24 protein-coding genes, 1 other RNA gene and 1 other annotated feature are annotated in these 25,031 nt (G+C 40.7%); of the genes, 22 read left to right on the forward strand and 3 right to left on the reverse strand.

All coding sequences use genetic code 11. The annotated features are described in order from the left end of the window. Window positions 1-500: 500 nt before the first annotated feature. Window positions 501-2,018 carry an SH3 domain-containing protein gene (locus J2Y67_RS13650; RefSeq protein WP_310174886.1) on the reverse strand — a complete coding sequence of 506 codons (1,518 nt, stop codon included), beginning with the start codon at window positions 2,016-2,018 and terminating at the stop codon, window positions 501-503. 192 nt (window positions 2,019-2,210) lie between these two features. On the opposite strand from J2Y67_RS13650, the gene J2Y67_RS13655 reads away from it, so the two are divergent. The 5 genes from J2Y67_RS13655 to J2Y67_RS13675 all read left to right on the forward strand — a co-directional run bounded on the left by J2Y67_RS13655 (window position 2,211) and on the right by J2Y67_RS13675 (window position 7,044). Next, window positions 2,211-2,387: a hypothetical protein gene (locus J2Y67_RS13655; RefSeq protein ID WP_310174888.1), complete on the forward strand. Its 177-nt coding sequence runs from the start codon at window positions 2,211-2,213 to the stop codon at window positions 2,385-2,387. 61 nt (window positions 2,388-2,448) lie between these two features. After that, window positions 2,449-2,689 (forward strand) — a binding site (T-box leader). Window positions 2,690-2,801: 112 nt separating this feature from the next. After that, entirely contained in the window at window positions 2,802-4,073 is a 1,272-nt protein-coding gene (gene hisS / locus J2Y67_RS13660; RefSeq protein ID WP_310174890.1) for a histidine--tRNA ligase, read from the forward strand. Between the two features lie 12 nt (window positions 4,074-4,085). Next, the gene (gene aspS / locus J2Y67_RS13665; protein WP_310174892.1) at window positions 4,086-5,855 is read left to right on the forward strand and encodes an aspartate--tRNA ligase; all 1,770 of its coding nucleotides are present in this window, start codon (window positions 4,086-4,088) and stop codon (window positions 5,853-5,855) included. A gap of 66 nt (window positions 5,856-5,921) precedes the next feature. Next, window positions 5,922-6,120: non-coding RNA, 6S RNA (ssrS, locus tag J2Y67_RS13670), on the forward strand. Between the two features lie 156 nt (window positions 6,121-6,276). Then, the gene (locus J2Y67_RS13675) at window positions 6,277-7,044 is read left to right on the forward strand and encodes a tRNA threonylcarbamoyladenosine dehydratase (RefSeq protein WP_310174894.1); all 768 of its coding nucleotides are present in this window, start codon (window positions 6,277-6,279) and stop codon (window positions 7,042-7,044) included. Window positions 7,045-7,169: 125 nt separating this feature from the next. On the opposite strand, the gene J2Y67_RS13680 is transcribed toward J2Y67_RS13675, so the two are convergent. Further along, a complete protein-coding gene (locus J2Y67_RS13680; protein WP_310174896.1) occupies window positions 7,170-7,700 on the reverse strand; it encodes a Gmad2 immunoglobulin-like domain-containing protein in 531 nt (176 codons plus the stop codon). A gap of 267 nt (window positions 7,701-7,967) precedes the next feature. Here J2Y67_RS13680 and J2Y67_RS13685 point away from each other — a divergent pair, with 267 nt between their 5' ends. Genes J2Y67_RS13685 through J2Y67_RS13695 form a run of 3 tightly spaced genes read left to right on the forward strand, consistent with a single transcriptional unit; the run spans window position 7,968 to window position 9,992 of the window. Further along, window positions 7,968-8,891 (forward strand): ABC transporter ATP-binding protein, encoded by a 924-nt coding sequence (locus J2Y67_RS13685; RefSeq protein ID WP_310174898.1) that lies wholly within the window; start codon window positions 7,968-7,970, stop codon window positions 8,889-8,891. Continuing rightward, complete coding sequence (locus J2Y67_RS13690) at window positions 8,888-9,838, forward strand: ABC transporter permease (RefSeq protein WP_310174900.1); 951 nt, start codon at window positions 8,888-8,890, stop codon at window positions 9,836-9,838. Before J2Y67_RS13685 ends, J2Y67_RS13690 begins: the two co-directional genes overlap by 4 nt. Beyond that, window positions 9,825-9,992, forward strand: a complete 168-nt coding sequence (locus tag J2Y67_RS13695; RefSeq protein WP_310174902.1) for a hypothetical protein — start codon at window positions 9,825-9,827, stop codon at window positions 9,990-9,992. Before J2Y67_RS13690 ends, J2Y67_RS13695 begins: the two co-directional genes overlap by 14 nt. A 19-nt stretch (window positions 9,993-10,011) precedes the next feature. Here J2Y67_RS13695 and J2Y67_RS13700 read toward each other — a convergent pair whose 3' ends face one another. Further along, complete coding sequence (locus tag J2Y67_RS13700) at window positions 10,012-11,286, reverse strand: replication-associated recombination protein A (protein WP_310174903.1); 1,275 nt, start codon at window positions 11,284-11,286, stop codon at window positions 10,012-10,014. A gap of 341 nt (window positions 11,287-11,627) precedes the next feature. Here J2Y67_RS13700 and cymR point away from each other — a divergent pair, with 341 nt between their 5' ends. The 14 genes from cymR to mltG all read left to right on the forward strand — a co-directional run bounded on the left by cymR (window position 11,628) and on the right by mltG (window position 25,015). Next, window positions 11,628-12,047 carry a cysteine metabolism transcriptional regulator CymR gene (gene cymR / locus J2Y67_RS13705; RefSeq protein ID WP_310174905.1) on the forward strand — a complete coding sequence of 140 codons (420 nt, stop codon included), beginning with the start codon at window positions 11,628-11,630 and terminating at the stop codon, window positions 12,045-12,047. Between the two features lie 45 nt (window positions 12,048-12,092). Beyond that, a complete protein-coding gene (locus tag J2Y67_RS13710) occupies window positions 12,093-13,235 on the forward strand; it encodes a cysteine desulfurase family protein (RefSeq protein ID WP_310174907.1) in 1,143 nt (380 codons plus the stop codon). Between the two features lie 39 nt (window positions 13,236-13,274). Beyond that, window positions 13,275-14,393 carry a tRNA 2-thiouridine(34) synthase MnmA gene (gene mnmA / locus J2Y67_RS13715; protein WP_310174908.1) on the forward strand — a complete coding sequence of 373 codons (1,119 nt, stop codon included), beginning with the start codon at window positions 13,275-13,277 and terminating at the stop codon, window positions 14,391-14,393. A 94-nt stretch (window positions 14,394-14,487) separates the two neighbouring features. Continuing rightward, window positions 14,488-15,141, forward strand: coding sequence for a tetratricopeptide repeat protein (locus J2Y67_RS13720; RefSeq protein ID WP_310174910.1), 654 nt, complete (start codon window positions 14,488-14,490; stop codon window positions 15,139-15,141). Window positions 15,142-15,184: 43 nt separating this feature from the next. Next, window positions 15,185-17,596, forward strand: a complete 2,412-nt coding sequence (recD2, locus tag J2Y67_RS13725; protein ID WP_310174911.1) for an SF1B family DNA helicase RecD2 — start codon at window positions 15,185-15,187, stop codon at window positions 17,594-17,596. A 32-nt stretch (window positions 17,597-17,628) separates the two neighbouring features. Then, entirely contained in the window at window positions 17,629-18,105 is a 477-nt protein-coding gene (locus J2Y67_RS13730) for a PRC-barrel domain-containing protein (RefSeq protein WP_310174913.1), read from the forward strand. Between the two features lie 12 nt (window positions 18,106-18,117). Beyond that, a complete protein-coding gene (locus J2Y67_RS13735) occupies window positions 18,118-18,309 on the forward strand; it encodes a hypothetical protein (RefSeq protein WP_310174917.1) in 192 nt (63 codons plus the stop codon). 59 nt (window positions 18,310-18,368) lie between these two features. Continuing rightward, window positions 18,369-18,503, forward strand: a complete 135-nt coding sequence (locus tag J2Y67_RS13740; protein WP_310174919.1) for a YrzQ family protein — start codon at window positions 18,369-18,371, stop codon at window positions 18,501-18,503. A gap of 85 nt (window positions 18,504-18,588) precedes the next feature. Continuing rightward, window positions 18,589-19,668 carry an AI-2E family transporter gene (locus tag J2Y67_RS13745; RefSeq protein WP_310174921.1) on the forward strand — a complete coding sequence of 360 codons (1,080 nt, stop codon included), beginning with the start codon at window positions 18,589-18,591 and terminating at the stop codon, window positions 19,666-19,668. 336 nt (window positions 19,669-20,004) lie between these two features. Then, window positions 20,005-22,638, forward strand: a complete 2,634-nt coding sequence (gene alaS, locus J2Y67_RS13750) for an alanine--tRNA ligase (RefSeq protein ID WP_310174922.1) — start codon at window positions 20,005-20,007, stop codon at window positions 22,636-22,638. Window positions 22,639-22,713: 75 nt separating this feature from the next. Further along, complete coding sequence (locus J2Y67_RS13755) at window positions 22,714-22,980, forward strand: IreB family regulatory phosphoprotein (protein WP_071354028.1); 267 nt, start codon at window positions 22,714-22,716, stop codon at window positions 22,978-22,980. 3 nt (window positions 22,981-22,983) lie between these two features. Next, the gene (gene ruvX, locus J2Y67_RS13760; RefSeq protein WP_310174925.1) at window positions 22,984-23,400 is read left to right on the forward strand and encodes a Holliday junction resolvase RuvX; all 417 of its coding nucleotides are present in this window, start codon (window positions 22,984-22,986) and stop codon (window positions 23,398-23,400) included. A 13-nt stretch (window positions 23,401-23,413) separates the two neighbouring features. Next, a complete protein-coding gene (locus J2Y67_RS13765; RefSeq protein ID WP_310174927.1) occupies window positions 23,414-23,704 on the forward strand; it encodes a DUF1292 domain-containing protein in 291 nt (96 codons plus the stop codon). Window positions 23,705-23,878: 174 nt separating this feature from the next. Further along, window positions 23,879-25,015 carry an endolytic transglycosylase MltG gene (gene mltG / locus J2Y67_RS13770; protein WP_310174929.1) on the forward strand — a complete coding sequence of 379 codons (1,137 nt, stop codon included), beginning with the start codon at window positions 23,879-23,881 and terminating at the stop codon, window positions 25,013-25,015. Window positions 25,016-25,031: the final 16 nt, after the last annotated feature.

A 25,031-nucleotide genomic window follows, 5' to 3' on the forward strand; every position in this document is an offset into this window, starting at 1 on the left:
TTGTCGCCTATGAAGGTTATAGGCGACAGTGTGAGAGAGAATCCAATAGATATTGTCGCGTATAGAGGTTATAGGCGACAGTTTGAAAGAGAATCCAATAGATATTGTCGCCTATGAAGGTTATAGGCGACAGTGTGAGAGAGAATCCAATAGATATTGTCGCGTATAGAGGTTATAGGCGACAGTTTGAAAGAGAATCAAATAGATATTGTCGCGTATGAAGGTTATAGGCGACAGTGTGAGAGAGAATCCAATAGATATTGTCGCGTATGAAGGTTATAGGCGACAGTTTGAAAGAGAATCCAATAGATATTGTCGCGTATAAAGGGTATAGGCGACAGTTTGAAAGAGAATCCAATGGATATTGCGGCGTATGAAGGTTATAGGCGACAGTTTGAGAGAGAATCCAATGGATATTGTCGCGTATAGAGGTTATCAGCGACATTTTTTGCTTCGGATTTTCAATAGAAAAACTTGGCACTAATTTAGTGCCAAGTTTTTTAGTTGTCTTTAAAGTAACGAGCCAGTCCGTTATAAAGGCCTGTTGCGGCATTTTCCTGAAACTGGTCTGAGTTTAAGGTCATTTCTTCTTCAGGATTGCTTAAGTATCCAAGCTCCATTAAAGCCGCATTTTGACTATTTTCACGGATCACATGATAGTCTCCAAATCGAACTCCCCGATCCCGGAGCTTGGTTTGACTAATGGTCGAAGAGTATAGATATTCAGCAAGCGTTTTTTGATAGGAATGGTAGTAGTAGCCGGTCACACCGCGGACACTTCTATTCCCATTTGCATCATAATGTAAGCTGACAAAGGCATCAGCTTGATAGAAACGAGCAATACTGACTCTCTCAGGAAGGGAAATATACGTATCGCTATTTCTCGTAAGGATCACATTTGCACCACTTGTTTTTAATTTATTATACAAAAGTCTTGCTGTTCGAATGGTTAGATTCTTTTCAAGTGTTCCGCTCGCGCCAGTTGTCCCATTGTCTACTCCGCCATGGCCGGGGTCAAGGACAATCGTTTTATCCCTCAAGTACGAACCAGCCCCTTTTTTATTAATTGAAGGGGAAGTACCGTTATTTGAGACTAGCCAGCCTGCGATATAGCCGATAGAACCGTTAGGAAGCTTAATGGCATACCAATCGTTTTCCTCTTTTTTTACAGCAAAAGTATCCCCCTTTTTTGCTCTTAGTAGAACATCTGATTGGACATTCGGTCCCTTGCGAATATTGGTTCCATTATTTACAATCGTGACGTTGCTTGCTTTTGCAATCGGTCCGGAACTGGCATTAGGAGTCGAGACATCCATGTACCAACCGGCTACCCATCCATACCGATTTGGCTCGTATTCTATCTTAATCCATTCATTTTTTTTCCTTAAAAGGGAAAATCTCTGACCTTTATGTACGGAACCAACAATCGCTGAATTTAACGATGCCCCACTGCGAATACTGAGGCTGCCTGCTGTCACTGTTCCAATCGTCCCCGAATTGCTTGAAGTAGCATTATTGCTCTTTTGGGGAATATTTTGATTTTCAAGATATTGACTGCTGACCCAAGCAGCTTGTCCGTTAAATTGGATTTGGGTCCAATTATTTTGGCTGCCCAAGATGGTAACCGTCATTCCCTTTGATAGTTTCCCGACCGAAGAACTTGCTGTTGACGGGGAAGTACGAACATTTAAGGACGGTACGTTGACAACCCCCACACTGGTTTTGTTGGTTGGAATTCTTGTATCGTTATTTACATTGGAAACCACCCAATTCGCTACCCACCCGGATTGGCCGGTCGATAGTTTAATCTCGATCCAATCTCCTTGTTCCTTAATGATCGTGTATTTTTCCCCTATATTTGCCTGTTTCACCAATGGATAGCTTAATCCCGGACCTTCTCTGATGTTAACAACAGAGGATATGGAGATAGTTCCACTTGCAGCAATACTATTTCCTTGAGGCAGAAATCCTGCTATCAAAGTAAAACAAAATACGAGAATCATTAATTTTTTGACCATCCTGTCTCCCCTCAGACTTTTGCACTTTTCTATTATTTTATCGTAAAGGGCGTTGAAAATCATTCCTTTCTTGTTAAAAAAGACCACTATCCCTCAATTGGAAGTTCATAATTCTTTCTTAATTCCTGCAATTTTTCTCTATTGGTTGGAAATAATAGAGAATATAGATGAAAGATTTGAGGTGATCGGTTTATGAGAGCGAGTGAAAAGGGAATGAACGTCCAATCGATGGATGGGCGGATTTTTGGGGTTGATTTCCATGATTTTATTCAAAAAGAGCAGCATGCAGGTACAATTGAACTTGCTTCCGAATTCGGATTGAATATAAGAGATGTCAGAAGGTTAAAAAAACATCTTGGAAGGTCTTAAAACTCACTTGACAATCTTCCTGATGCTCCGTATTATTATATAAATAAAATGTCATAATTGGTCATAACTAATGATGGAGCACAGTAGTTAAGCATAAAGCATGTAAAGAGAGGAAATGCCCTGGGCTGAAAGCATTTCTGCATGAATCTTAATGAAGGAACACTCCGTAGGTTTCTCTCTGAAAAAGGCATACTCTAGTAGGAGTAGAACGTTAGCAGGCGTTAACTGTAAAAGCGGAAGAGTCTTAAGTTTGGACTTTTCAACTAGGGTGGCACCACGGGACTACAACTCTCGTCCCTTGTATTTATACAAGGGACGGGAGTTTTTTTATTGTCCAGCTCCAGCGTTTGCCGGAGCTGATTAAGCCTCTTCCGTTTTTCTTTTCATATACATATTGTTAGGAGGAAAATGGAAATGTCGATTAGCATTCCTAGGGGAACGCAGGATATTTTGCCCGGCGAAATTGAAAAATGGCAAATGATTGAAGCAAAAGCGCGTGAGCTTTGTGAGAAATATCAATACCATGAAATTCGTACACCGATTTTTGAACATACCGATCTCTTTTCGAGAGGGGTAGGCGATACGACCGATATCGTTCAAAAGGAAATGTACACCTTTGAAGATCGTGGCGGCCGCAGCATCACACTTAGACCGGAAGGAACTGCTGCGGTAGTAAGATCTTTTGTTGAGAAAAAAATGTTTGGCTATGCCAATCAACCTGTAAAGCTCTATTATATGGGACCAATGTTTCGTTATGAGCGCCCGCAGGCCGGACGTTTCCGTCAATTTGTTCAATTTGGCATTGAAGCACTTGGAAGTAATGATCCCGCAATTGATGCAGAAGTTATTTCGCTTGCGATGAACTTATATAAAGAAATGGGTTTAAAGAAGCTAAAGCTGATTATTAACAGTCTTGGCGATAAAGAAAGCCGGATTGCTCATCGGAATGCATTAGTGAATCACTTCCAGCCACGAATCGGAGAGTTTTGCCATGATTGTCAAAATCGTCTCGAAAAAAACCCGTTACGGATTCTTGATTGCAAACAGGACCGTGATCACGAACTTATGAAAACGGCTCCGTCGATTCTCGATTATTTAAATGATTATTCAAAAGCGTATTTTGAAAAGCTGCAGCAATATCTTTCTCAATTGGATATTCCATTTGAGGTAGATGCGAACCTTGTCCGCGGCTTGGATTATTATAATCATACGGCTTTTGAAATCATGAGTAATGCCGAAGGATTTGGTGCGATTACGACCTTGTGCGGCGGAGGACGATACAACGGTTTGGCGGAGGAAATTGGCGGACCTGAAACTCCGGGAATTGGCTTTGCACTTAGTATCGAACGATTCATTGCCGCCCTAAATGCTGAAGGTGTCGAGCTGGAAATCAATCAAGGCATTGACTGCTATCTGGCTGCACTTGGCGAAGAGGCAAAGGATTATACGGTTGGACTCTTACAGCAATTAAGAATGGCAGGCTTTTCAGCTGAAAGAGATTACTTGGACCGAAAAATCAAAGCTCAATTTAAAGCAGCTGACCGCTTAAATGCCCGCTTTGTTGCCATTCTTGGCGACGATGAGTTAAAAAATAATAAAATCAATGTAAAAAATATGGCGACGGGTGAACAGGGAGAAATAGATTTAGATTCATTTATTCAACACTTTCAAAGGTTGCAACAATAAGGGGGAAAAACAATGTTTGGCAGATCGTATTTTTGCAGTGAAGTTCCGGAAACAGCTGTAGGAGAGAAAGTAACATTAAAAGGATGGGTGCAAACACGACGCGATTTGGGCGGGGTCATTTTTATTGACCTTCGTGATCGTACTGGGATTGTACAGGTCGTATTTAATCCGGATTTATCAAAAGAAGCACTTGAAATAGCAGAAAAAATCCGTAGTGAATATGTCCTTGATATAGAAGGCACTGTCGTTGCCCGCGAGGCTTCAACCGTTAACGATAATATTAAAACCGGAAAAATTGAAGTACAAGTTGAAAAAGTAACCATCATTAATGAGGCAAAAACACCTCCATTTATGATTTCCGATCGAACAGATGCATCTGAGGATGTCCGTTTGAAATATCGCTATTTAGATTTTCGCCGTCCGGTTATTTTCGAAACATTAAAAATGCGCCATCAGGTGACAAAACAAATTCGAGACTTCCTGGATGCTGAGGGATTTCTAGATATTGAAACACCGATTTTAACAAAAAGCACGCCTGAAGGTGCCCGTGATTATCTAGTACCAAGCCGTGTTCATCCAGGGGAATTCTATGCGCTTCCGCAATCACCGCAGTTGTTTAAGCAATTGTTAATGGTTGGCGGAGTTGAGCGATATTATCAAATTGCCCGCTGTTTCCGTGACGAAGACCTTCGTGCAGACCGTCAGCCTGAATTTACTCAGGTCGATATTGAAACAAGCTTTTTAAGCCAAGAAGATATTATGGGCTTAATGGAAAAAATGATGACCCAAGTCATGAAAGAAGTTAAAGGGATTGAGATTCCTACTCCATTCCCGCGGATGACGTATGATGAAGCTATGAGCCGCTTTGGTTCAGATAAACCGGATACCCGTTTTGGATTAGAGCTTGTTGATCTTTCCGAAATTGTAAAGGATTCAGGATTCAAAGTCTTTTCAGCTGCTGTGGCAAATGGCGGCCAAGTAAAGGCTATTAATGTAAAAGCTGCTGCGGAAAAATATTCCCGTAAAGATATTGATGCCTTAACAGAATTTGTTGCTGTATACGGTGCAAAAGGACTTGCCTGGTTTAAGGTTGAAGCTGAGGGTATAAATGGTCCAATTGCAAAATTCTTCTCTGAAGATGAAGTAAATGCGATGAAAGCAACGCTTGAAGCAAGCGCGGGCGATTTAATTCTATTTGTTGCTGATAAAAAGAGGGTTGTTGCTGATGCATTGGGTGCACTAAGAATTAAACTTGGTAAAGAATTAGGATTAATTGACCAAAGCAAGTTTAATTTCCTATGGGTTACTGATTGGCCATTACTTGAGTATGACGAAGAGGAAGGCCGCTATTTTGCTGCCCATCATCCATTTACAATGCCGTTTAGGGAAGACCTTGAATATTTAGATTCTGATCCAGGAAGGGTTCGTGCTCAAGCCTATGACATCGTTCTTAATGGATATGAGCTTGGCGGAGGTTCTTTAAGAATTTTTGAACGTTCCATTCAGGAAAAAATGTTCAAGGTCCTGGGCTTTACACCTGAAGAAGCGAACGAGCAATTCGGATTCCTGCTAAATGCCTTTGAATATGGAACACCGCCGCACGGTGGAATTGCCCTCGGATTAGACCGTTTAGTCATGCTTTTAGCAGGCAGCTCTAACCTTCGGGACACGATCGCTTTTCCGAAAACCGCAAGTGCAAGCGACTTGTTAACGGATGCACCGGGTGAAGTTTCCAAGGCGCAATTGAAAGAGCTATATTTATCACTAAATGTAAATAAATAACAATAAAACGCTTTCATGAACCCTTGTATGCTGATTTATTTTATGCTATTATAAAATCAATCCAAAAGAGTCCTGAAGTGTACGTTGTATAACCTGAAATATTGACCGAACATTATTTCTTCGGGAGTCCAGAGTTTTTCGGCAGCGCAAATGCCTCGACCCATAGCGGATAAGGGGACTTGCAAACCTGAGAATAGGACACCCACCTGCTAAGTGCGGGATCAATATGAAGGAAGCCAAAAGCGACGGCACGATTGGGACTCTTTTCAAATTGACTTTGATCAACCTCCTAAACAGGAGGTTTTTATTTTCCTTTATTTTTAAGAAATCTTATCAGAATACTTGTTTTTAAACAGAGGTATGATATATTTTTAAACGGAAAAAGATACTTAATGAAATTAACATAATTGGAGTGAAATACATGCTGCATCAATTTTCTCGTAATGAACTGGCGGTTGGTAAAGAAGGAATGGATATCATGAAGAGCAGCACGGTCGCTGTTTTAGGAATCGGGGGAGTTGGTTCTTTTGCTGCTGAGGCACTTGCTCGTTCAGGTGTCGGCCGTCTTATTTTGATCGACAAAGACGATGTAGACATTACCAATGTCAATCGTCAGCTTGTTGCCTTGTTATCAACCATTGGAAGACCTAAAGTGGAAATCATGGAGGAAAGGATTAAGGATATTAATCCGGATTGTGAAGTGATTTCATTAAAAATGTTCTATACAGAAGAAACGTATGAAGAAATTTTCAGCCACAAAATCGATTTTTTTGTGGATGCCTCGGATACGATTATTTATAAAATCCATTTAGCGAAGGAATGTTTAAAGAGAAATATTCCCATTATTTCGAGTATGGGTGCAGCGAATAAAATGGATCCAACCCGTTTCCAAATTGCTGATATTTCTAAAACCCATACCGATCCAATTGCGAAGGTCATTCGAACAAAGCTTCGCAAGGAAGGGATTCGCAAGGGAATTCCTGTTGTTTTTTCCGATGAGAGTCCAATCGTGATTCGTGAGGATGTCCGCCAGGTTGTTGGAAACGATAAAGCGGAAATTCGAAAGGCCAAAATGCCGCCCGCTTCCAATGCTTTTGTTCCGTCTGCCTGCGGTTTAATCATGGCGAGTTATGTCGTAAGAGAATTATTAAAAGATATTAAAATTCAACGCGTATCGGATGAGAAATAACCTTATGGCCCTGAACTTTGTGTTCTGGGTCTATTTTCTTTTCTTAAACTGCCTTTATTAAAAAACGGCAGGGATCAGCCTAATCATATTAAAAGAGGGTGCCCCTTTTGGGACACCCTCATCGATTATTTTAACGGTATGGTTAAAACATCCGTTTTGGATCCGTCCTTCGCTGAATAAACAAATAGTTCGAATGCTGCTCCTGTTTTTTTTGCAAGGGATTTATCAAAGGAAATCTCAAAATCTCCCCATGTGGGAGCTCCTTCAGTTTGATAGTGATCTTGAAGAATGATCTTATTTTCTGCAGTTACTGCATATTGAAAAACACCCTCAAATACCCTTGCCTGTCCTTTAACAATGATTTTACCGTCTTTTTCAGATAGAACTACTTTTTTGAAAGAATTGTTTTGGTATACCTTTGGGTCAGTCTTTTTTGGAGGTTTTGGCATCTCAGGAGAAGGCTTATTGGTATCAGTCGGTGGTGCGGTTGTTTCACTGGCCGGCTTTGTTGTTTCATTTTTTGGAGGCATGGTGGTTTCGTGTTCTATTACATTTGGTTCCTGTTTAACATCCACGTGGACCCTGACACCTAAACTGTACGCAATAACTCCTAAAATCAGAATGATACACAGCATGAACAAGTTTGTTAGTTTCATTCGCTTTACCCCCAAAACCGCTCGTTTTCTATCAATCTTACCCCTATTATATTCATCAGCCCCTCCATTTCTACACTAAAACGAAAAACTTTTCGTACGTCTCAGGTCCTAGGAATACTTCATTCTCAAGCCGTTTTATTTGAGAAAGGACCTACTTTATAATAATAATGAATTGAATGACATCAAAAACTGGAAGAAATTCCAAATTTACGTTAAACTTGTCTGGTGATATTTTTTTAAACAGAGATAGAGAGAGGAGAAGATGAATTGGAATCCATTGTGGAATTAAAAGATGTGACGAAAATCATCAAAGGGAGAAAGATCATCGATCAAATTAGCTTCCAAGTGAATAAAGGGGAGGTCTTTGGCTTTTTGGGTCCAAACGGGGCCGGAAAGACCACTACCATCCGAATGATTGTTGGCTTAATGGGTATCACTTCTGGAGATATTGCCATTGGCGGATCCAGTATCAAAAGTAATTTTGAGGATGCCGTCCGTCATATTGGTGCCATTGTTGAGAATCCGGAAATGTATAAATTCTTGAGCGGATATAAAAATCTTGTTCATTATGCAAGAATGTCAAAAGGAATTACGAAAGAAAAAATTGATGAAGTAGTGAAGCTGGTCGGGTTAACAGACAGAATCCACGACAAGGTAAAAACGTACTCACTGGGAATGCGGCAAAGATTAGGCTTGGCGCAATGCCTTTTACATGATCCTGAGGTCTTGATCCTCGATGAGCCGACAAACGGACTGGACCCGGCAGGAATTAGGGAAATCCGTGACTATTTACGTCTGCTTGCCAGGGAAAAAAATATGGCGGTCATCGTTTCCAGCCACTTACTTTCTGAGATGGAAATGATGTGCGACCGAATCGGAATCATTCAAAACGGCCGTTTGATTGATGTACAGCTTGTCCAAGAATTTGTCCAAGGAAATGAAGTCACTTATGAGCTTGAGGTCATCCCAAGTGAAAAGGCACGCTCCATCATCCAAAACCATTATTCAGACGTGAGAGTGTCTCATTCAAGAAATGGAGTTTCAGTGGAACTGGCCAAAGAAGAAATACCGAACCTGATAAAATTATTGGTTGAGGGCGATATTCAAGTGTTTGGAGTTAAAGAAGTAGCAAAAACATTAGAGGACCGCTTCCTTGAGGTAACAGGAGAAAAGGAGGGGGTTAGAGTATGATTAATTTGATGAAAAATGAATGGATGAAAATATTTAAACGCCCGGGAACGTTTGTCATGATTGCGATCATTCTTGTTGCGGCGTCGATTGTGGCCGGCTTTTTTAAATACCAGGAGTCAGGGAGTAAAGCAACTGTTGATCAAAAGTGGGAGCAAAACTTAAAGAAGGAAAATGATGCTTTAAAGAAGCAGTATGACAGAAGTGGCACTAAAATCGAAAAACAATTCCTTAAAAGAGAAATTGCTGTCAATGATTACCGAATCAAACATGATATTCCCCCGCAGGAAAGCTATGATGTTTGGACCTTTGTGAAGGATGCTTCACAATTAATTGCATTAGCGGGGCTGTTTACCATTATTGTTTCGGCAGGGATTGTCGCGAGCGAATTTAATTGGGGCACGATTAAACTGCTGTTAATCCGACCGATTAATCGCACGAAAATACTGCTCTCTAAATATTTGACCGTGTTACTTTTTGCTCTTTTCCTGTTGGCTATACTTTTTGTGTATTCAACCGTCCTAGGCGCGGTTCTTTTTGGAATGCCGGATCAGGCTGTGCCTTATTTGAACTATAATAATGGGACTGTGTCCGAGCAGAATATGGTCGTTCATTTAATGATTTATTATGGTTTAAGCTCGATTGGAATGATTATGCTGGCAACGATGGCGTTTATGATTTCTTCGGTGTTTCGAAACAGTTCGCTTGCCATTGGTATCTCCATCTTTCTAATGTTTTCTGGAGGAAACTTAACTCAATTATTAGCGTTGAAATTTGATTGGGCAAAATATATCTTGTTTGCCAATACGGATCTCATGCAATATTTCGAAGGATCACCGATGGTGGAGGGGATGACCTTATCATTTTCCATCATTATGCTGATTGTTTATTTTGTTGTTTTCCAATTTCTGGCCTTCTTTATTTTTAAAAAGAGAGATGTGGCGGCATAAAATTGTTGATATTTGCTTAAAAAGTGTTGATATCACACCAAAAAGTGTTGATATCGGTCCCAAAAGTGTCGATATCCACCCAAAAAGTGTTGATATCCATCCCAAAAGTGTCGATATCCTTTTAAAAAGTGTTAATATCTGCAGAAAAAAGTAGGCTCCGCATAACGCGAAGGCTATTTTTTTCTGCCTGTTAGTTTTTCATAGACCGTGGCTAATGCTTGTTCAAATTTTCCTGTCTTCTTTGGTACATAGTATTGTTTATTTTTTAAACGATTCGGCAAATATTGCTGTGGGACCCATCCATTTTCATAGTCGTGAGGGTATTTATAGTCAATTCCTCTGCCGAGATCTTTTGCTCCTTTATAATGGGCATCGCGCAGATGGTCGGGAACTTCGCCGACATGGCCTTTTTGAATATCCTCAAGTGCTGCTTGAATCGCTAGAACCGCTGAATTTGATTTTGGCGATAAACATAATTCAATAACTGCATTTGCAAGAGGGATTCTTGCTTCCGGGAAACCGATCCGTTCTGCCGTTTCAATAGCAGCCAGGATTCGTGCCCCTGCTTGGGGACTGGCAAGACCGACGTCTTCATAAGCGATGACAAGCAAGCGTCTACTAATGCTGACCAGGTCCCCTGCTTCAATTAACCTACCCAGATAGTGAAGTGCAGCATCCGTGTCACTGCCGCGAATTGATTTTTGGAAGGCGGACAATACATCATAATGACCGTCACCATCCTTATCAGCGGCAAAGCTTTTCTTTTGTAAACATTCTTCTGCTGTTGCCAAGTCAATATGAATGACGCCGTCCTCGTTCTTGTCGCTTGAGAGAACAGCTAATTCCAGGGCATTTAAGGAGCTTCTCACATCCCCATTCGATCCGATTGCAAAATGATTCAAGGCATCATCGTTCAGGATAACCTTTAAGTTACCAAAGCCTCTTTCCTCGTCTTCTAAAGCCCTAATCAATGCTATTTTTACTTCGTCTGGCTCAGGGGGCTTCAGTTCGAAAATTTGGCATCGGCTGCGAATGGCTGGATTAATCGCATGGTAGGGATTGCTCGTCGTTGCTCCGATTAAGGTAATTAATCCATTTTCTAAATAAGGTAACAAAAAATCCTGCTTCGCTTTATCAAGGCGATGGACCTCATCTAATAAAAGAATGACTTTACCAGACATTTTCGCTTCGGCGGCGACAATCTCCATGTCTTTTTTATTATTCGTTACGGCATTAAGGGTGCGAAAGGCATATTTAGTGCTTCCGGCAATGGCACTGGCAATCGAAGTTTTGCCAATTCCGGGCGGTCCGTATAAAATCATCGATGTCAGTTGTTTAGCTTTTACCATTCTGGCAATAATTTTTCCATCAGCAACAAGATGCTGCTGCCCGACAACCTCTTCAATGGTTCTTGGACGCATCCGAAATGCTAGAGGCTTTTGCTGCATATTCATCTCTCCAACTATTTACTTGGTTTTCCTTGAAAATTGTCTAGCTCCAGCACCTAGCCCCTCGAGGGAAAAAATGAACTGCTTTTTTCCTAGGTCGCTTCGGTCCCGCCGATGAAGTCAAAAAACGACTTCACCGTCAGGCCCTCAAGCGCTTGTCGGGGCTGATCAAGGCGCTTCCGCTTTTCTTATTACGATATCATTTTTTCTGCAAAAAGCATATTAAAGAACAATATGATATAATAGATAAATGCCTATCAAGTTACTATGGATTTGAATCCTATTGACATAATAAAAAGTAATTTTAAAATAGAAAAATGTTGAATTGAGGTGCGGATTTTATGAAAATATCGACGAAGGGTAGATATGGTCTTACCATTATGATTGAACTGGCTAAAAAATACGGGGAAGGTCCGATTTCGCTAAAAACAATTGCCCAAGCGAATGATTTATCGGAACATTACTTGGAACAATTAATTTCGCCGCTTCGGAATGCTGGATTGGTAAAAAGTATTCGTGGAGCATATGGCGGTTATATTCTTGCTGATCTTCCATCTAAAATCACTTCTGGTGATGTGATTCGCGTTCTTGAAGGACCCATAACACCGGTAGAGGGTATCGAGGATGAAGAGCCAGCTAAACGTGAGCTATGGATTCGCATTCGCGATGCGATTAAGGGTGTATTGGATAATACAACACTTGAAGATTTAGCGAGCCATAGTGATGATGGTGAATCAGAAGCTTATATGTTTTATATTTGATGTCAAAAATATTTATATGGATTTAATTTGAATGAAGGTGGAATTATGGAACGAATTTATCTCGACCATGCCGCTACAACCCCGATCCATCCAAGAGTAATGGAGAAAATGCTTGAAGCAATGAATGAAACATTCGGGAATCCTTCGAGTATTCATTCTTTTGGAAGAGAAGCACGGCATAGAATCGATCTCGCACGTGAAAGCTTGGCAAAAAGTATTGGTGCAAAAGAGGTAGAGATTATATTTACAAGCGGCGGAACGGAAGCAGATAATATGGCCCTATTTGGGGTTACCGAAAGTAATCAAGCAAAAGGGAAGCATATTATAACCTCACAAATTGAACACCATGCTGTCCTTCATGCCGGCCATAAATTAGAAAAAATGGGGTATGAGGTCACCTATTTACCTGTGGATGAAACTGGTATGGTATCTGTTTCTGAACTGAAAGCCGCATTACGTGAAGATACCATTCTTGTCTCCATCATGTACGGTAACAATGAAGTAGGAACTCTCCAGCCGATTGCTGAAATCGGAGAACTCTTAAAGAACCATCAAGCAAAATTTCATACTGATGCAGTACAAGCCTATGGGATTGAAAAAATCGATGTGAACGAATGCAATATTGACTTGTTGTCCGTTTCCGCTCATAAAATCAATGGACCGAAAGGAATCGGTTTTTTATATGCCCGCGAAAATGTTAAACTCGCCCCTCGTCAATTTGGCGGGGAGCAAGAACGAAAAAGACGGGCAGGTACAGAAAATGTTGCCTCGATTGTCGGTTTTCACGAAGCGGTCTTAATTTCGGCTGAAGAGCTGTCTAAAAAAAGGAATAGGTATATGGGGTTTAAAGAGACGTTTATTCAGAAACTCCGGGAGCACAGGATCGAATTTGCTCTAAACGGAACACTTGAACATTCGCTGCCACATGTATTAAACTTAAGCTTTCCAGGGACAAATGTCGAGCAAATGCTAGTGAATCTCGATTTAGCGGGAATAGCGGTCTCTAGCGGTTCAGCCTGTACGGCGGGTTCGATTGAACCTTCCCATGTGCTGGTTGCCATGTTTGGAAAAGGATCTGAGCGCTTAATTAATTCCATTCGCTTTAGCTTCGGTTATAATACGACAACTGAGCAAATTGAGAGAGTTGCTGAAGAAACAGCAAGAATTGTAACGCGCTTGAAAAAATAGATGCAAGAAGGATTTAAGCGAAAAGTGAGGTGGAATTTGATGGAGACTAGAGAACCTAAGGATATCCGGGTTGTTGTCGGCATGTCCGGCGGAGTCGATTCTTCAGTAGCGGCATTACTCCTAAAGCAGCAGGGCTATGATGTCATCGGCATCTTTATGAAAAACTGGGATGATACGAATGAATTTGGCGTTTGTACAGCGACAGAGGATTATGATGATGTGATCCGTGTTTGTAATCAAATTGGTATTCCGTATTATGCCGTTAATTTTGAAAAACAATATTGGGATAAAGTGTTTACCTACTTTTTAGAAGAATATAAGGCAGGCCGAACACCGAATCCGGATGTTATGTGCAATAAAGAAATAAAATTTAAAGCCTTTCTTGAGCATGCGATGAACCTTGGTGCTGATTATCTTGCAACAGGTCACTATGCTCGTGTGGAGTACCGCGATGGAGAATACAAAATGCTTCGCGGTTTGGACGAAAATAAGGATCAAACCTATTTCTTAAACCAATTGACACAGGATCAGCTTAGCAAGGTCATGTTCCCGATTGGTAATCTTGAAAAATCAAGGGTAAGGGAATTTGCCAAGGATGCGGGTCTTGCGACTGCAACGAAAAAGGATAGTACCGGAATTTGCTTTATTGGGGAACGGAATTTTAAAGAATTCCTTGGTCAATATCTACCGGCACAACCGGGGAATATGGAAACCTTTGAAGGCAAAGTAATGGGAAGGCATGAGGGTCTTATGTATCACACCATCGGTCAGCGCCATGGTCTTGGAATTGGCGGAGCAGGTGAGCCGTGGTTTGCCATTGGAAAAGATTTAAAGCGAAATGTCCTTTATGTTGGACAAGGCTTTCATAATGAAATGCTTTATTCCGACTCCATTATTGCAGATGCCGTCAGCTGGGTTTCCAATAAGGAAATACCTGCTGAATTTGAATGTACTGCAAAATTCCGCTACCGGCAAGAAGACCATAAAGTAACCGTTCATCTTCTTGAAGGTAACAAAGCAAAAGTAGTCTTTCATGCACCAATCCGTGCCGTCACCCCAGGACAAGCCGTCGTCTTCTACAACGGAGACGAATGCCTTGGCGGCGGAACAATCGACGAAGTCTACAAAAATAACGAACGCCTCACTTACGTTGGGTAAAGATATCCCTGATTCCACTCCGGAATTGGGGATTTTTTCGACCGAATCAAAGAAAAAAATATGATATACTCTCATTAGAATGGGGTTGACTAGTTTGGATAAGAACCAGTTGGGTGTTCAATATATGCAGGAAGGTAATTGGGAGGAAGCGGCGAAGGCTTTTAATGAGGCTATACTTGAGAATCCGCAGGATCCGGTTGCTTATATTAATTTTGGGAATGTGCTTTCTGCTGTCGGGGATGATGAGAAGGCATTAAAGTTTTATGAAAAGGCGATTGAGCTTGATGAGAATGCTGCGGCAGCTTATTATAGCGCAGGAAACCTTTATTTCTGTAAGGATCGTTTTGAGCAGGCGAAAAATATGTTTGAAATGGCGTTGAAAAAAGGGCTTGAATCCAGTGATAACTTTTTTATGCTTGGTATAACTCTGATTCAGCTAGATCAAGGTAAATTTGCCCTGCCATATTTACAAAGAAGTGTAGAATTGAATGGAGAAGATGCTGAGGCACGCTTTCAATATGGATTGTGTCTGGCACAATTACAACTAATTGATGAGTCAATCGTCCAACTTGAAAAATGTTTGGAATTGGATCCACAGCATGCGGATGCCTGTTATAATTTAGGCGTTGCCTATGGCTTTAAAGAAAATTCAGCAAAAGCGGCAGAAATGTTTGATAAAGCACTTGAAATTCAGCCGGATCATCTACTTGCCAGCTACGGAAAAAAATTAATTGAGACTAAAAAATAATTTTTAACCTTAAGTTTACAGAGCTATGGAAGGAGGGAGCACAATGGAAAAGCAGGACTCACTTGATTTATTCGCAGAACAAGGGAAATTTGTGAAAGGAAAACATCTTGTAACGATTTTTCACAATGAGCAAAACCTTTATACAGTCCTTAGAATACGTGTGGAAGAAACCAATGACCAATATGAGGATAAAGAAGCGGTGGTTACTGGTTATTTCCCGAAAATTCACGAACAGGAAACCTATATCTTTTACGGTGAATTTAAGGAGCATCCGAAATTTGGTCTTCAATTTCACACAAATCATTTCAGAAAAGATATTCCGCAAACGGAACAGGGCGTTATCGCTTATTTATCAAGTGAGATGTTTAAAGGGATTGGTAAAAAGACGGCGGAGAATATTGTAAAAACATTAGGAGAAAATGCGATTTCAAAAATTCTTAATCAGCCGTCATTGCTCGATTCTATTCCAAAGCTGCCTCCTGATAAGGCGAAAATGCTTTATGATACGTTAATGGAACATCAGGGACTTGAACAAGTCATGGTGGCATTAAATCAATATGGCTTTGGTCCGCAGCTTTCAATGCGTATCTACCAAGCTTATAAGGAGGAAACTCTCAGTACTATCCAAAAAAATCCTTATAAATTGGTTGAAGATATCGAAGGAATCGGCTTTGGTCGGGCAGACGAGCTCGGGTATCAGCTTGGCATCTCCGGAAATCATCCGGATCGAATTAAAGCTGCTTGTCTGTATACGCTAGAAAATGAAAGCATGCAAACAGGACATGTTTACATACATACAAAAGACTTATTAGAAAAAGTTAAATTCCTTCTTGAAGAAAACAAACGAGACCGAATTGAATTTTTGGATATCTCGAATGAGGTCATTAAGCTTGAGGAAGAGGGGAAAATAATCGGCGAAGAGAAGCGAGTCTATCTCCCCTCATTGTATTTTGCTGAAAAGGGTCTCGTGACCAATATTAATCGAATTTTAGAGCAGTCCGAGTACAAAGACCAATTTCCTGAGTCAGAGTTTTTACTTGCACTTGGAAACCTGGAAGAACGACTCAGCGTTGAATATGCCCCCTCGCAAAAAGAAGCAATCCAAACGGCGTTAATGTCCCCGATGCTGATTTTAACAGGAGGTCCCGGAACCGGTAAGACGACCGTCATTAAAGGGATTGTTGAACTATATGCGGAGCTGCATGGGTGCTCATTGGAGCCAAAGGATTATCAAAAGAAAGATGAACCTTTTCCATTTTTACTTGCCGCACCGACGGGAAGAGCGGCAAAAAGGATGAGTGAGTCGACAGGACTGCCTGCCGTTACGATACACCGTTTACTTGGATTTAATGGAACAGAAGGCTTTGACCGTGATGAAGCAACACCGCTTGAAGGAAAAATTTTAATCGTAGATGAAACGTCCATGCTTGATATTTGGCTGGCCAATCAATTGTTTAAGGCACTTCCGGAACATATACAAGTGATTTTAGTTGGTGATGAGGATCAGCTGCCGTCTGTCGGACCTGGGCAGGTATTGAAAGACCTGCTGAACTCAAATAGAATTCCTACTGTTCGTTTAATCGATATCTATCGTCAGGCAGAGGGATCTTCGATTATCGAACTTGCTCATGATATTAAAAAGGGATTTTTGCCTGCTAATGTAACCCTTAAGCAACCAGACAGGTCCTTTATCCGCTGTTCAACTCCCCAGGTGGCACAGGTAGTTGAAAAAGTTGCGTTAAATGCAAAAAACAAAGGGTATTCAGCAAAGGATATTCAGGTGTTGGCACCTATGTACCGCGGTCCTGCTGGGATTGATCGCTTAAATGTTTTGCTGCAGGAAATTTTTAATCCAAACCCGGATGGTTCTCGTAAAGAAATTATTTTTGGAGACGTAAAATATCGAATCGGTGATAAAGTGCTCCAGCTTGTTAATCAGCCAGAAAACAATGTGTTTAATGGCGATATCGGTGAAATTATTTCGATTATTTACGCCAAAGAAAATACTGAAAAACAAGATATGATTTATATTTCCTTTGAGGGCCATGAGGTCGAGTATACAAAGCAGGATTTAACGCAAATCACCCATGCCTATTGCTGCTCTGTCCATAAATCGCAAGGAAGCGAATTTCCGATTGTCATTCTCCCCATTACAAGAAGCTACTACCGAATGCTTCGTCGAAATTTAATTTATACGGCGATTACCCGCAGTAAACAATCGTTAATTCTCTGTGGTGAAGAGGATGCTTTAAGGATGGGCGTCGAAAGAGCGGATGAATTAAGCAGACTAACCAGCCTGTGCCAAAAGCTTCAAGATATCATCCACGCCAAGGAAAATGAGATTAAAACTGAAGGGATTACTGAAGGGCTGACAGTGGAAGAAGCATTAATGCAAGTCGACCCGATGATTGGAATGGAAAACGTTACACCTTATGATTTTATGGTGAATGACTGAAACTATAAATGTTCGGAAAGGTGGGACACTTTTTGCGGACATTTTCTTTATTGAAAAAACAACCGGTATTTGACGTGAAATCAGGAACAAAAATCGGTGAAGTATGTGATTTATTTATCACAAGCGATGGAGTAGTAAAAGGTTTATTGGTCAAAAAAGGCGTTTTCTTCAAACAAACTGTATTTTTGGACATTCAGAAGATTGCTTCCTTCGGTGCTGATGGAATTATGATTGAAGATCCTGACCATTTAGAAAAGCTTAAAACACCTCCGGAATATACGTTTTCGCATCAACATCCCTTAAATGGGCACATGGTTGTGACAAAGAGCGGCGACTCAATCGGCCTATTAAAGGATGTATACTTTCTGGAAGAATTGGGCACAATCGTAGGGTATGAAATTACGGATGGCTTCTTTTCAGAAATCACTGAAGGGAAACAAGTTATTCAATCCGAAAAGCCCCCGGCGATTGGAAGGGATGCCATCATCGTAGATGTTAACCAAACGTGAGGTGTCTTTTTCATGTTAAAGTGTCCCAATTGCCAGAGCAAGGATATCGGAAAAATTGGTATTAACCAATATTATTGTTGGAATTGTTTTATTGAATTGTCCCTTTCTAAAGGCATTATTAATACCCATCAAGTCGAGGAAGATGGTACTCTTAGTTCCTTAGATGATTTGTTTGAAGAGGAAGAGCGTCGTTACAGCATTTAATTTTCATCAGCTAGCACCTGTTCGTAGAATTTCCCTATTTTAAAGAAGAGGTGATACGTATGAATAAAATGATGACGACTGTTGTGGCTTTTGGCGCAGGGATGGCAGCTTATAACTGGGCGCAGCGAAACAATGTTATGTCAGCCAATAATATGAAAAAAATGCAGAGGAAAGTTAAACGAGCGATCTTTTAAATTGAAGCCCCCTCCTAATTCGAGGGGGTTTTTGATGTATAATTCAACCCTCCCCCTCCAACACTAACCAAAAGGGGGGAGAGGGTTGGATATTCGTGTGAAATGGTATTACCGAATCGGGTTCTTGCTCCTTTTATTAGCAGCTATTTATATTTTTTTCAAAATCCGGTTTGTCTGGCTGCCTATTCTAAAGGTTGTATTTTATATTTTACTCCCTTTTTTGATTGCGGGTTTTATTACATATTTACTCCACCCCATTGTTGAAAAACTTCATGAAAAAGGACTTCATCGGGGTTTTGCAATCTTTCTTATCTATTGTTTATTCTTTGGAGGAATCGGTTTTGCCTTATACAAGGGAATCCCTGCCTTTATTCATCAGTTAAAAGACCTGTCAGAAAGTGCTCCAATTTTAGCGGAGCAATACCGCGGCTGGATTCATACCCTCCAATCCCACACGCGGGAATGGCCGGACGGACTTCAAGGAAAAATGAATGATGGAATCGATGCCTTTGAAGAAAAATTAAATTCTCTGCTCACTATCATCGTTGAGATTCTCTTAAACTTTCTCAATTCTGCCTTGCTCGTGATGATTATTCCATTCATTGCCTTCTATATGTTAAAGGATTTTCCTTTAATTAAACGAGTGGTGTGGTATTTAACCCCGAGGAAATGGCGTAGACAGGGGAAGAGATTTTTAAGAGATGTGGACGAGTCACTAGGGAGCTACATAAGAGGGCAGCTTCTTGTTTGTATCATTATCGGAAGTGCTGCATCACTTTTATTCTGGTTTTTTCATTTGCGTTATCCACTCCTTTTAGGATTCATTGTTGGGATTACCGATGTCATCCCTTATTTTGGTCCCATATTAGGAGCGGTTCCTGCAGTTGTTATTGCTGCTACCCTTTCGGTCAAACTTGTGATCATTACAATCGTGATTATTTTAGTTCTACAGTTTCTTGAAGGGAATATTTTATCACCATATATTGTTGGAAGAAGTCTACATATGCATCCGCTCCTCATTATTCTCGCCATCACGGCCGGCGGGGAAATTGGCGGAGTAATCGGGCTCATTTTGGCTGTCCCTGTCCTTGTTGTCTTAAAGGTTGGAGCCATTCATGCAAAAAATCATTTTATGCAAAAAAATACAAAGGATTCCCCGTCCTAATTGACAAACAATTTGAGAGTGGCTATAATTCGTCATATAGTATGTATATGTGTATGTAAAATGTTGAAGGATCGAGTATGTTGTAGACCATTTGTAACGCCTATAGGGCGTGAAGAGAGGAGCTTCCTAGGCTGAAAGAAGCTCTAAATGAAGGATAACAGAAAGCTAATCCAGAGTGCAGCTAATCCCTGCCGTATTGCAGCGTTAAGGCAGCTGAGAGATGAATACTTCTAATTGTATTCATAATCAGGGTGGTACCGCGAGTCAAGTCCTCGTCCCTGTTTTAGGGATGAGGGCTTTTTTGTATTTAAAAATAAATAGGAGGTCTAGATTAGCATGAAAAATTTAACAGGTTCTCAAATCCGTAAAATGTTTTTAGACTTTTTTAAAGAAAAAGGTCATTCAGTTGAACCAAGCGCATCACTTGTACCGATTGAAGATCCATCCCTGCTTTGGATAAACAGTGGTGTTGCAACATTAAAGAAATACTTCGACGGCCGTGTCATTCCGGAAAATCCAAGAATTACGAATGCGCAAAAATCGATTCGTACCAATGATATTGAAAATGTCGGAAAAACAGCCCGCCACCAAACATTTTTTGAAATGCTTGGGAATTTCTCCATTGGTGATTATTTCAAAGAAGAAGCCATTGAATGGGCATGGGAATTTTTAACCGACAACAAATGGATTGGTTTCGAGCCGGAATTACTTTCAGTAACCATTCATCCGGAAGACGATGAAGCATATGAAATCTGGAGTAAAAAAATCGGAGTTCCTGAGGAACGAATTATCCGTCTTGAAGGGAACTTCTGGGATATCGGGGAAGGCCCAAGCGGTCCAAACTCGGAGATTTTCTATGATCGCGGTCCTGAGTATGGGGATGACCCGACGGATCCTGAGCTTTATCCTGGCGGCGAAAATGAACGCTTCCTTGAAGTATGGAATTTAGTATTTTCGCAATTTAACCATAATCCGGACGGAACCTACACCCCGCTGCCAAAGAAAAATATTGATACTGGCATGGGCTTGGAGAGAATGGCATCTGTCGTTCAAAATGTACCAACAAACTTTGATACCGATTTATTTATGCCAATCATTCGTGCAACCGAAGAAATTTCGGGAGTAAAATACGGTTCAGATAAAGAAAAAGATGTTGCTTTTAAGGTCATTGCCGACCATATTCGAACTGTCGCTTTCGCTGTTGGTGACGGTGCGCTGCCTTCAAACGAAGGCCGCGGTTATGTATTGCGACGCCTGCTTCGCCGTGCAGTTCGCTATGCAAAACAAATTAACATTAACCGCCCATTTATGTATGAGCTTGTTGCAGTTGTTGGTGAAGTCATGCATGACTTCTATCCACAAGTAAAAGAGAAGGAAGACTTTATTCAAAAGGTCATTAAAAATGAGGAAGAGCGTTTCCATGAAACACTTCATGAAGGTCTAACGATTTTATCAAGTGTGATTAAAAAAGAAAAGGAAAAAGGCAGTGACACGATTCCGGGTGCTGATGTTTTCCGACTTTATGACACATACGGTTTCCCTGTTGAATTAACGGAGGAGTACGCTTTAGAAGACGGGATGAAAATTGACCATGATGGATTTGAAGAGGAAATGGAACAACAGCGTGAACGTGCCCGCGCTGCCCGTCAAGATGTTGATTCCATGCAGGTTCAAGGCAGCGTGCTTGGAAATCTGAAAGTCGAAAGTCAATTTATTGGTTACGGAAATCTAAAAACAAACGCTAAAGTGGCTGCAATCATTAAAGACGGTGAATTAGTTGAAGAGGCAGCTAGCGGTGAAGAAATTCAGTTTATTTTAGATGCTACTCCGTTCTACGCTGAAAGCGGAGGACAGATTGCTGATCGCGGTGTCCTTCAAGCGGACGGTGTTTCTGTAAAAATCAAAGATGTTCAAAAGGCGCCAAATGGACAAAACCTTCATAAGGCAGTTGTAGAGGCAGGAACCTTAAAGACCGGGCAGACTGTTACTGCTATAGTAGACCAAGAAAACCGCGTTAAAATTACGAAGAATCATACGGCAACCCATTTGCTTCATCAAGCATTAAAAGATGTGCTGGGAACACATGTTAACCAGGCAGGCTCTTTAGTTGAACCTGATCGCCTTCGTTTTGACTTCTCTCATTTTGGTCAGGTAAAGCCAGAAGAACTAGAGCAGGTAGAGCAAATTGTGAATGAAAAGATTTGGCGAAACATGGATGTAGATATCACTTTAAAACCAATTGCTGAAGCAAAGGCAATGGGAGCCATGGCTCTTTTTGGTGAAAAATATGGTGATGTTGTCCGAGTCGTAAAAGTTGGCGGCTACAGTCTCGAGCTTTGCGGCGGGTGCCATGTTCCGAATACTTCAGTTATTGGCTTATTTAAGATTGTCTCAGAAGGCGGTATTGGCGCTGGTACAAGAAGAATTGAAGCTGTTACCGGTGAAGCAGCATACCTGCTTTTAAATGAACAGGTTGGATTGTTAAAAGAAGCAGCTGATAAATTAAAAACCAGTCCAAAGGACATCTTAACCCGTATTGAGGGTCTTTCTGCTGAGATTAAACAGCTGCAGCGCGAAAATGAATCATTGGCAGCTAAGCTTGGAAACATTGAAGCGGGTAATCTTGTTTCTAAAGTAAAAGAAATTGATGGTGTTAACGTATTATCTGCAAAAGTTCAAGCAGCTGATATGAATAACTTAAGGAATATGGCGGATGATCTAAAACAAAAACTTGGATCAGCTGTTATTCTTTTAGGAAGTGTTCATGAAGGAAAAGTGAATTTAATTTCAGCTGTTACAAAAGATTTAAATGAAAAGGGCTATCATGCCGGAAAACTAATAAAAGAAGTGGCAACACGATGCGGCGGCGGCGGCGGCGGACGTCCTGATATGGCACAAGCAGGCGGTAAGGATCCTGAAAAACTTGACTCTGCTCTCCAATTTGTTGAAGAATGGGTAAAATCCATTTGATAATGGGACAAAGTAGTGTAAAATGAAGGTAATCGAGACAATTCTCTCCTTATCATGAATGCGAGGTGCAATAATATGAGCTCATTTGACAAAACGATGAGGTTCAGTTTTCCTGAAGAGCCTTTTGAACACGATGTAAACGATGTTCTTTTCCAAGTATATGAAGCCTTGCAGGAAAAGGGGTACAATCCAATCAATCAAATTGTCGGCTACCTTTTATCCGGTGATCCAGCGTATATTCCAAGGCATCGGGATGCCCGCAACATTATTCGCAAGCTTGAACGGGACGAAATTATTGAAGAATTGGTTAAATCATATTTAAAAAAACAGCGTGAGGGTTAATGAATGCGCATCATGGGATTAGATGTAGGCTCAAAGACAGTCGGGGTTGCCTTAAGTGATGAACTGGGCTGGACTGCACAGGGCTTAAAAACACTCAAAATCAATGAAGAAAAGAATGAGTTTGGTTTTGAGGAAATTGGTCAATTAATAAAAGAGTATCAAGTCAGCCAGGTGGTTATTGGTTTCCCGAAAAATATGAATGGCACAATCGGCCCGCGCGGAGAAGCGAGTCAAAAATATGCTTCGGAGCTTGAAAGCTGCTTTGCCGTTCCGACCATTTTGTGGGACGAGCGGCTTACGACTATGGCTGCCGAGCGGGTGCTTCTGGAAGCAGATGTTAGCCGAAAGAAACGGAAAAAAGTAATTGATAAAATGGCTGCAGTGATGATTTTGCAAGGCTATCTTAATAGCAAAAATTAATGAGGTGAAAAAAATGGATCACGGAGAAAACAATATTACAGTAGTAGATGAGAACGGTAATGAACAATTATGTGAAGTATTATTTACCTTCGATTCAGAAGAATTCGGTAAATCATATGTTCTTTATTACCCAGTAGGTACTGAAGAAGATGATGCAGATGACATCGAAATTCATGCTTCCGCCTTTACCCCAACCGAGGACGGGGAAGATGGCGAATTAATGCCAATCGAAACTGATGAAGAATGGGATATGATTGAAGAAATGCTCAATACCTTCTTGGAAGAACAAGAGGACGAAGAATAAGCTTGAGAAAATCGGCCAAAAATGGCCGATTTTTTTTATCCTTATTTCCGTCAATTTAACTGAAAAATTGACATTTTTCGCTGTTTATGATGAAATTACTACGATATCTTTTTAAAATATTTTGTATATTTTTGGTTAAATTGTTAATGTTTCACTGGTACAGGGGGGAGTCTATTGGCAACTGAAGATAAAGGACCAAATAAAGAAGCAATTAGAAAAAAATTATTAGAACATCAAAATGAAGCAAAAATAGTAAGACGTATTGTCTTAATGATATCGATCATCATTGTTTTATTCATTATTGTGATTGGCGGCGGCGGCTATCTTTACGTACAATCAGCACTCAAACCTGTTGACCCCAAAAGTAAGATGTATAAAAAAGTTGATATTCCAATCGGTTCCACGGTCACGGGAATTGCCGAAAGATTGGAGTCCAATGGAATTATTAAAAATGCAAAGGTTTTTAAGTATTATGTAAAATTAAAAAACGAGGGCGGATTTATGGCCGGTAATTATGAGCTGAGCCCTGCGATGGATATCCCGGAAATTGTTGGCCGTTTAAAAACAGGCAGAGTTCTTCAACAGGCTGCCTTTAAACTAACCATTCCGGAAGGAAAGCAGTTAAAAGAGATTGCCCATCTCATGGCAAAGGATGTTCATAAAAAGGATCAAGACGTGTTCAATCAATTAAATGACAAGAATTTTATTAAAGCGATGATGGAAAAATACCCAACACTTTTAACAACTGAGATTCTGAATTACAATATTAAATATCCGCTTGAAGGATACTTGTATCCGGCAACCTATTCCTTTTATAAGAAAAACCCTTCCGTCGACGAAATGGTATCTGCGATGCTGGATAAAACAAAAACAGTATTGTCTCAATATACAGCAGAAAGTGAAAAGAAAAAACTATCTCCTCATCAGCTGTTAACAATGGCATCATTAATTGAGGAAGAGGCAACAGAAAAAGCTGACCGTAAAAAAATCTCAAGTGTTTTTTATAATCGGTTAAAAAAGGGAATGCCTCTGCAAACAGACCCGACCGTACTTTATGCACAGGGGAAGCACAAGAAGAAGGTCTATTATGCAGATTTAGAAGTAAGTTCTCCATATAATACGTATATAAATACTGGTTTACCTCCAGGACCTATTTCAAACGCAGGGAAAATCTCAATAGAGGCAGCACTGCGCCCGGATAAAACTGATTATTACTATTTTCTAGCCACTGCTGATGGTTCGGTTATCTTTACAAAAACACTTGCCGAGCACAATAAGGAAAAGGCCAAGCACATTTCCAATAAAAAATAGGTATAATCCAGGGGGG

The organism is Neobacillus niacini (assembly GCF_031456445.1).
Lineage (GTDB): Bacteria > Bacillota > Bacilli > Bacillales > Cytobacillaceae > Neobacillus > Neobacillus niacini_I.

Coding starts and splice junctions, on each gene's coding strand:
- J2Y67_RS13650 (WP_310174886.1), bottom strand. CDS start 2,018: ATGGTCAAAAAATTAATGATTCTCGTATTTTGTTTTACTTTGATAGCA.
- J2Y67_RS13655 (WP_310174888.1), top strand. CDS start 2,211: ATGAGAGCGAGTGAAAAGGGAATGAACGTCCAATCGATGGATGGGCGG.
- hisS (WP_310174890.1), top strand. CDS start 2,802: ATGTCGATTAGCATTCCTAGGGGAACGCAGGATATTTTGCCCGGCGAA.
- aspS (WP_310174892.1), top strand. CDS start 4,086: ATGTTTGGCAGATCGTATTTTTGCAGTGAAGTTCCGGAAACAGCTGTA.
- J2Y67_RS13675 (WP_310174894.1), top strand. CDS start 6,277: ATGCTGCATCAATTTTCTCGTAATGAACTGGCGGTTGGTAAAGAAGGA.
- J2Y67_RS13680 (WP_310174896.1), bottom strand. CDS start 7,700: ATGAAACTAACAAACTTGTTCATGCTGTGTATCATTCTGATTTTAGGA.
- J2Y67_RS13690 (WP_310174900.1), top strand. CDS start 8,888: ATGATTAATTTGATGAAAAATGAATGGATGAAAATATTTAAACGCCCG.
- J2Y67_RS13695 (WP_310174902.1), top strand. CDS start 9,825: ATGTGGCGGCATAAAATTGTTGATATTTGCTTAAAAAGTGTTGATATC.
- J2Y67_RS13700 (WP_310174903.1), bottom strand. CDS start 11,286: ATGCAGCAAAAGCCTCTAGCATTTCGGATGCGTCCAAGAACCATTGAA.
- cymR (WP_310174905.1), top strand. CDS start 11,628: ATGAAAATATCGACGAAGGGTAGATATGGTCTTACCATTATGATTGAA.
- J2Y67_RS13710 (WP_310174907.1), top strand. CDS start 12,093: ATGGAACGAATTTATCTCGACCATGCCGCTACAACCCCGATCCATCCA.
- mnmA (WP_310174908.1), top strand. CDS start 13,275: ATGGAGACTAGAGAACCTAAGGATATCCGGGTTGTTGTCGGCATGTCC.
- recD2 (WP_310174911.1), top strand. CDS start 15,185: ATGGAAAAGCAGGACTCACTTGATTTATTCGCAGAACAAGGGAAATTT.
- J2Y67_RS13735 (WP_310174917.1), top strand. CDS start 18,118: ATGTTAAAGTGTCCCAATTGCCAGAGCAAGGATATCGGAAAAATTGGT.
- J2Y67_RS13740 (WP_310174919.1), top strand. CDS start 18,369: ATGAATAAAATGATGACGACTGTTGTGGCTTTTGGCGCAGGGATGGCA.
- alaS (WP_310174922.1), top strand. CDS start 20,005: ATGAAAAATTTAACAGGTTCTCAAATCCGTAAAATGTTTTTAGACTTT.
- J2Y67_RS13755 (WP_071354028.1), top strand. CDS start 22,714: ATGAGCTCATTTGACAAAACGATGAGGTTCAGTTTTCCTGAAGAGCCT.
- ruvX (WP_310174925.1), top strand. CDS start 22,984: ATGCGCATCATGGGATTAGATGTAGGCTCAAAGACAGTCGGGGTTGCC.
- J2Y67_RS13765 (WP_310174927.1), top strand. CDS start 23,414: ATGGATCACGGAGAAAACAATATTACAGTAGTAGATGAGAACGGTAAT.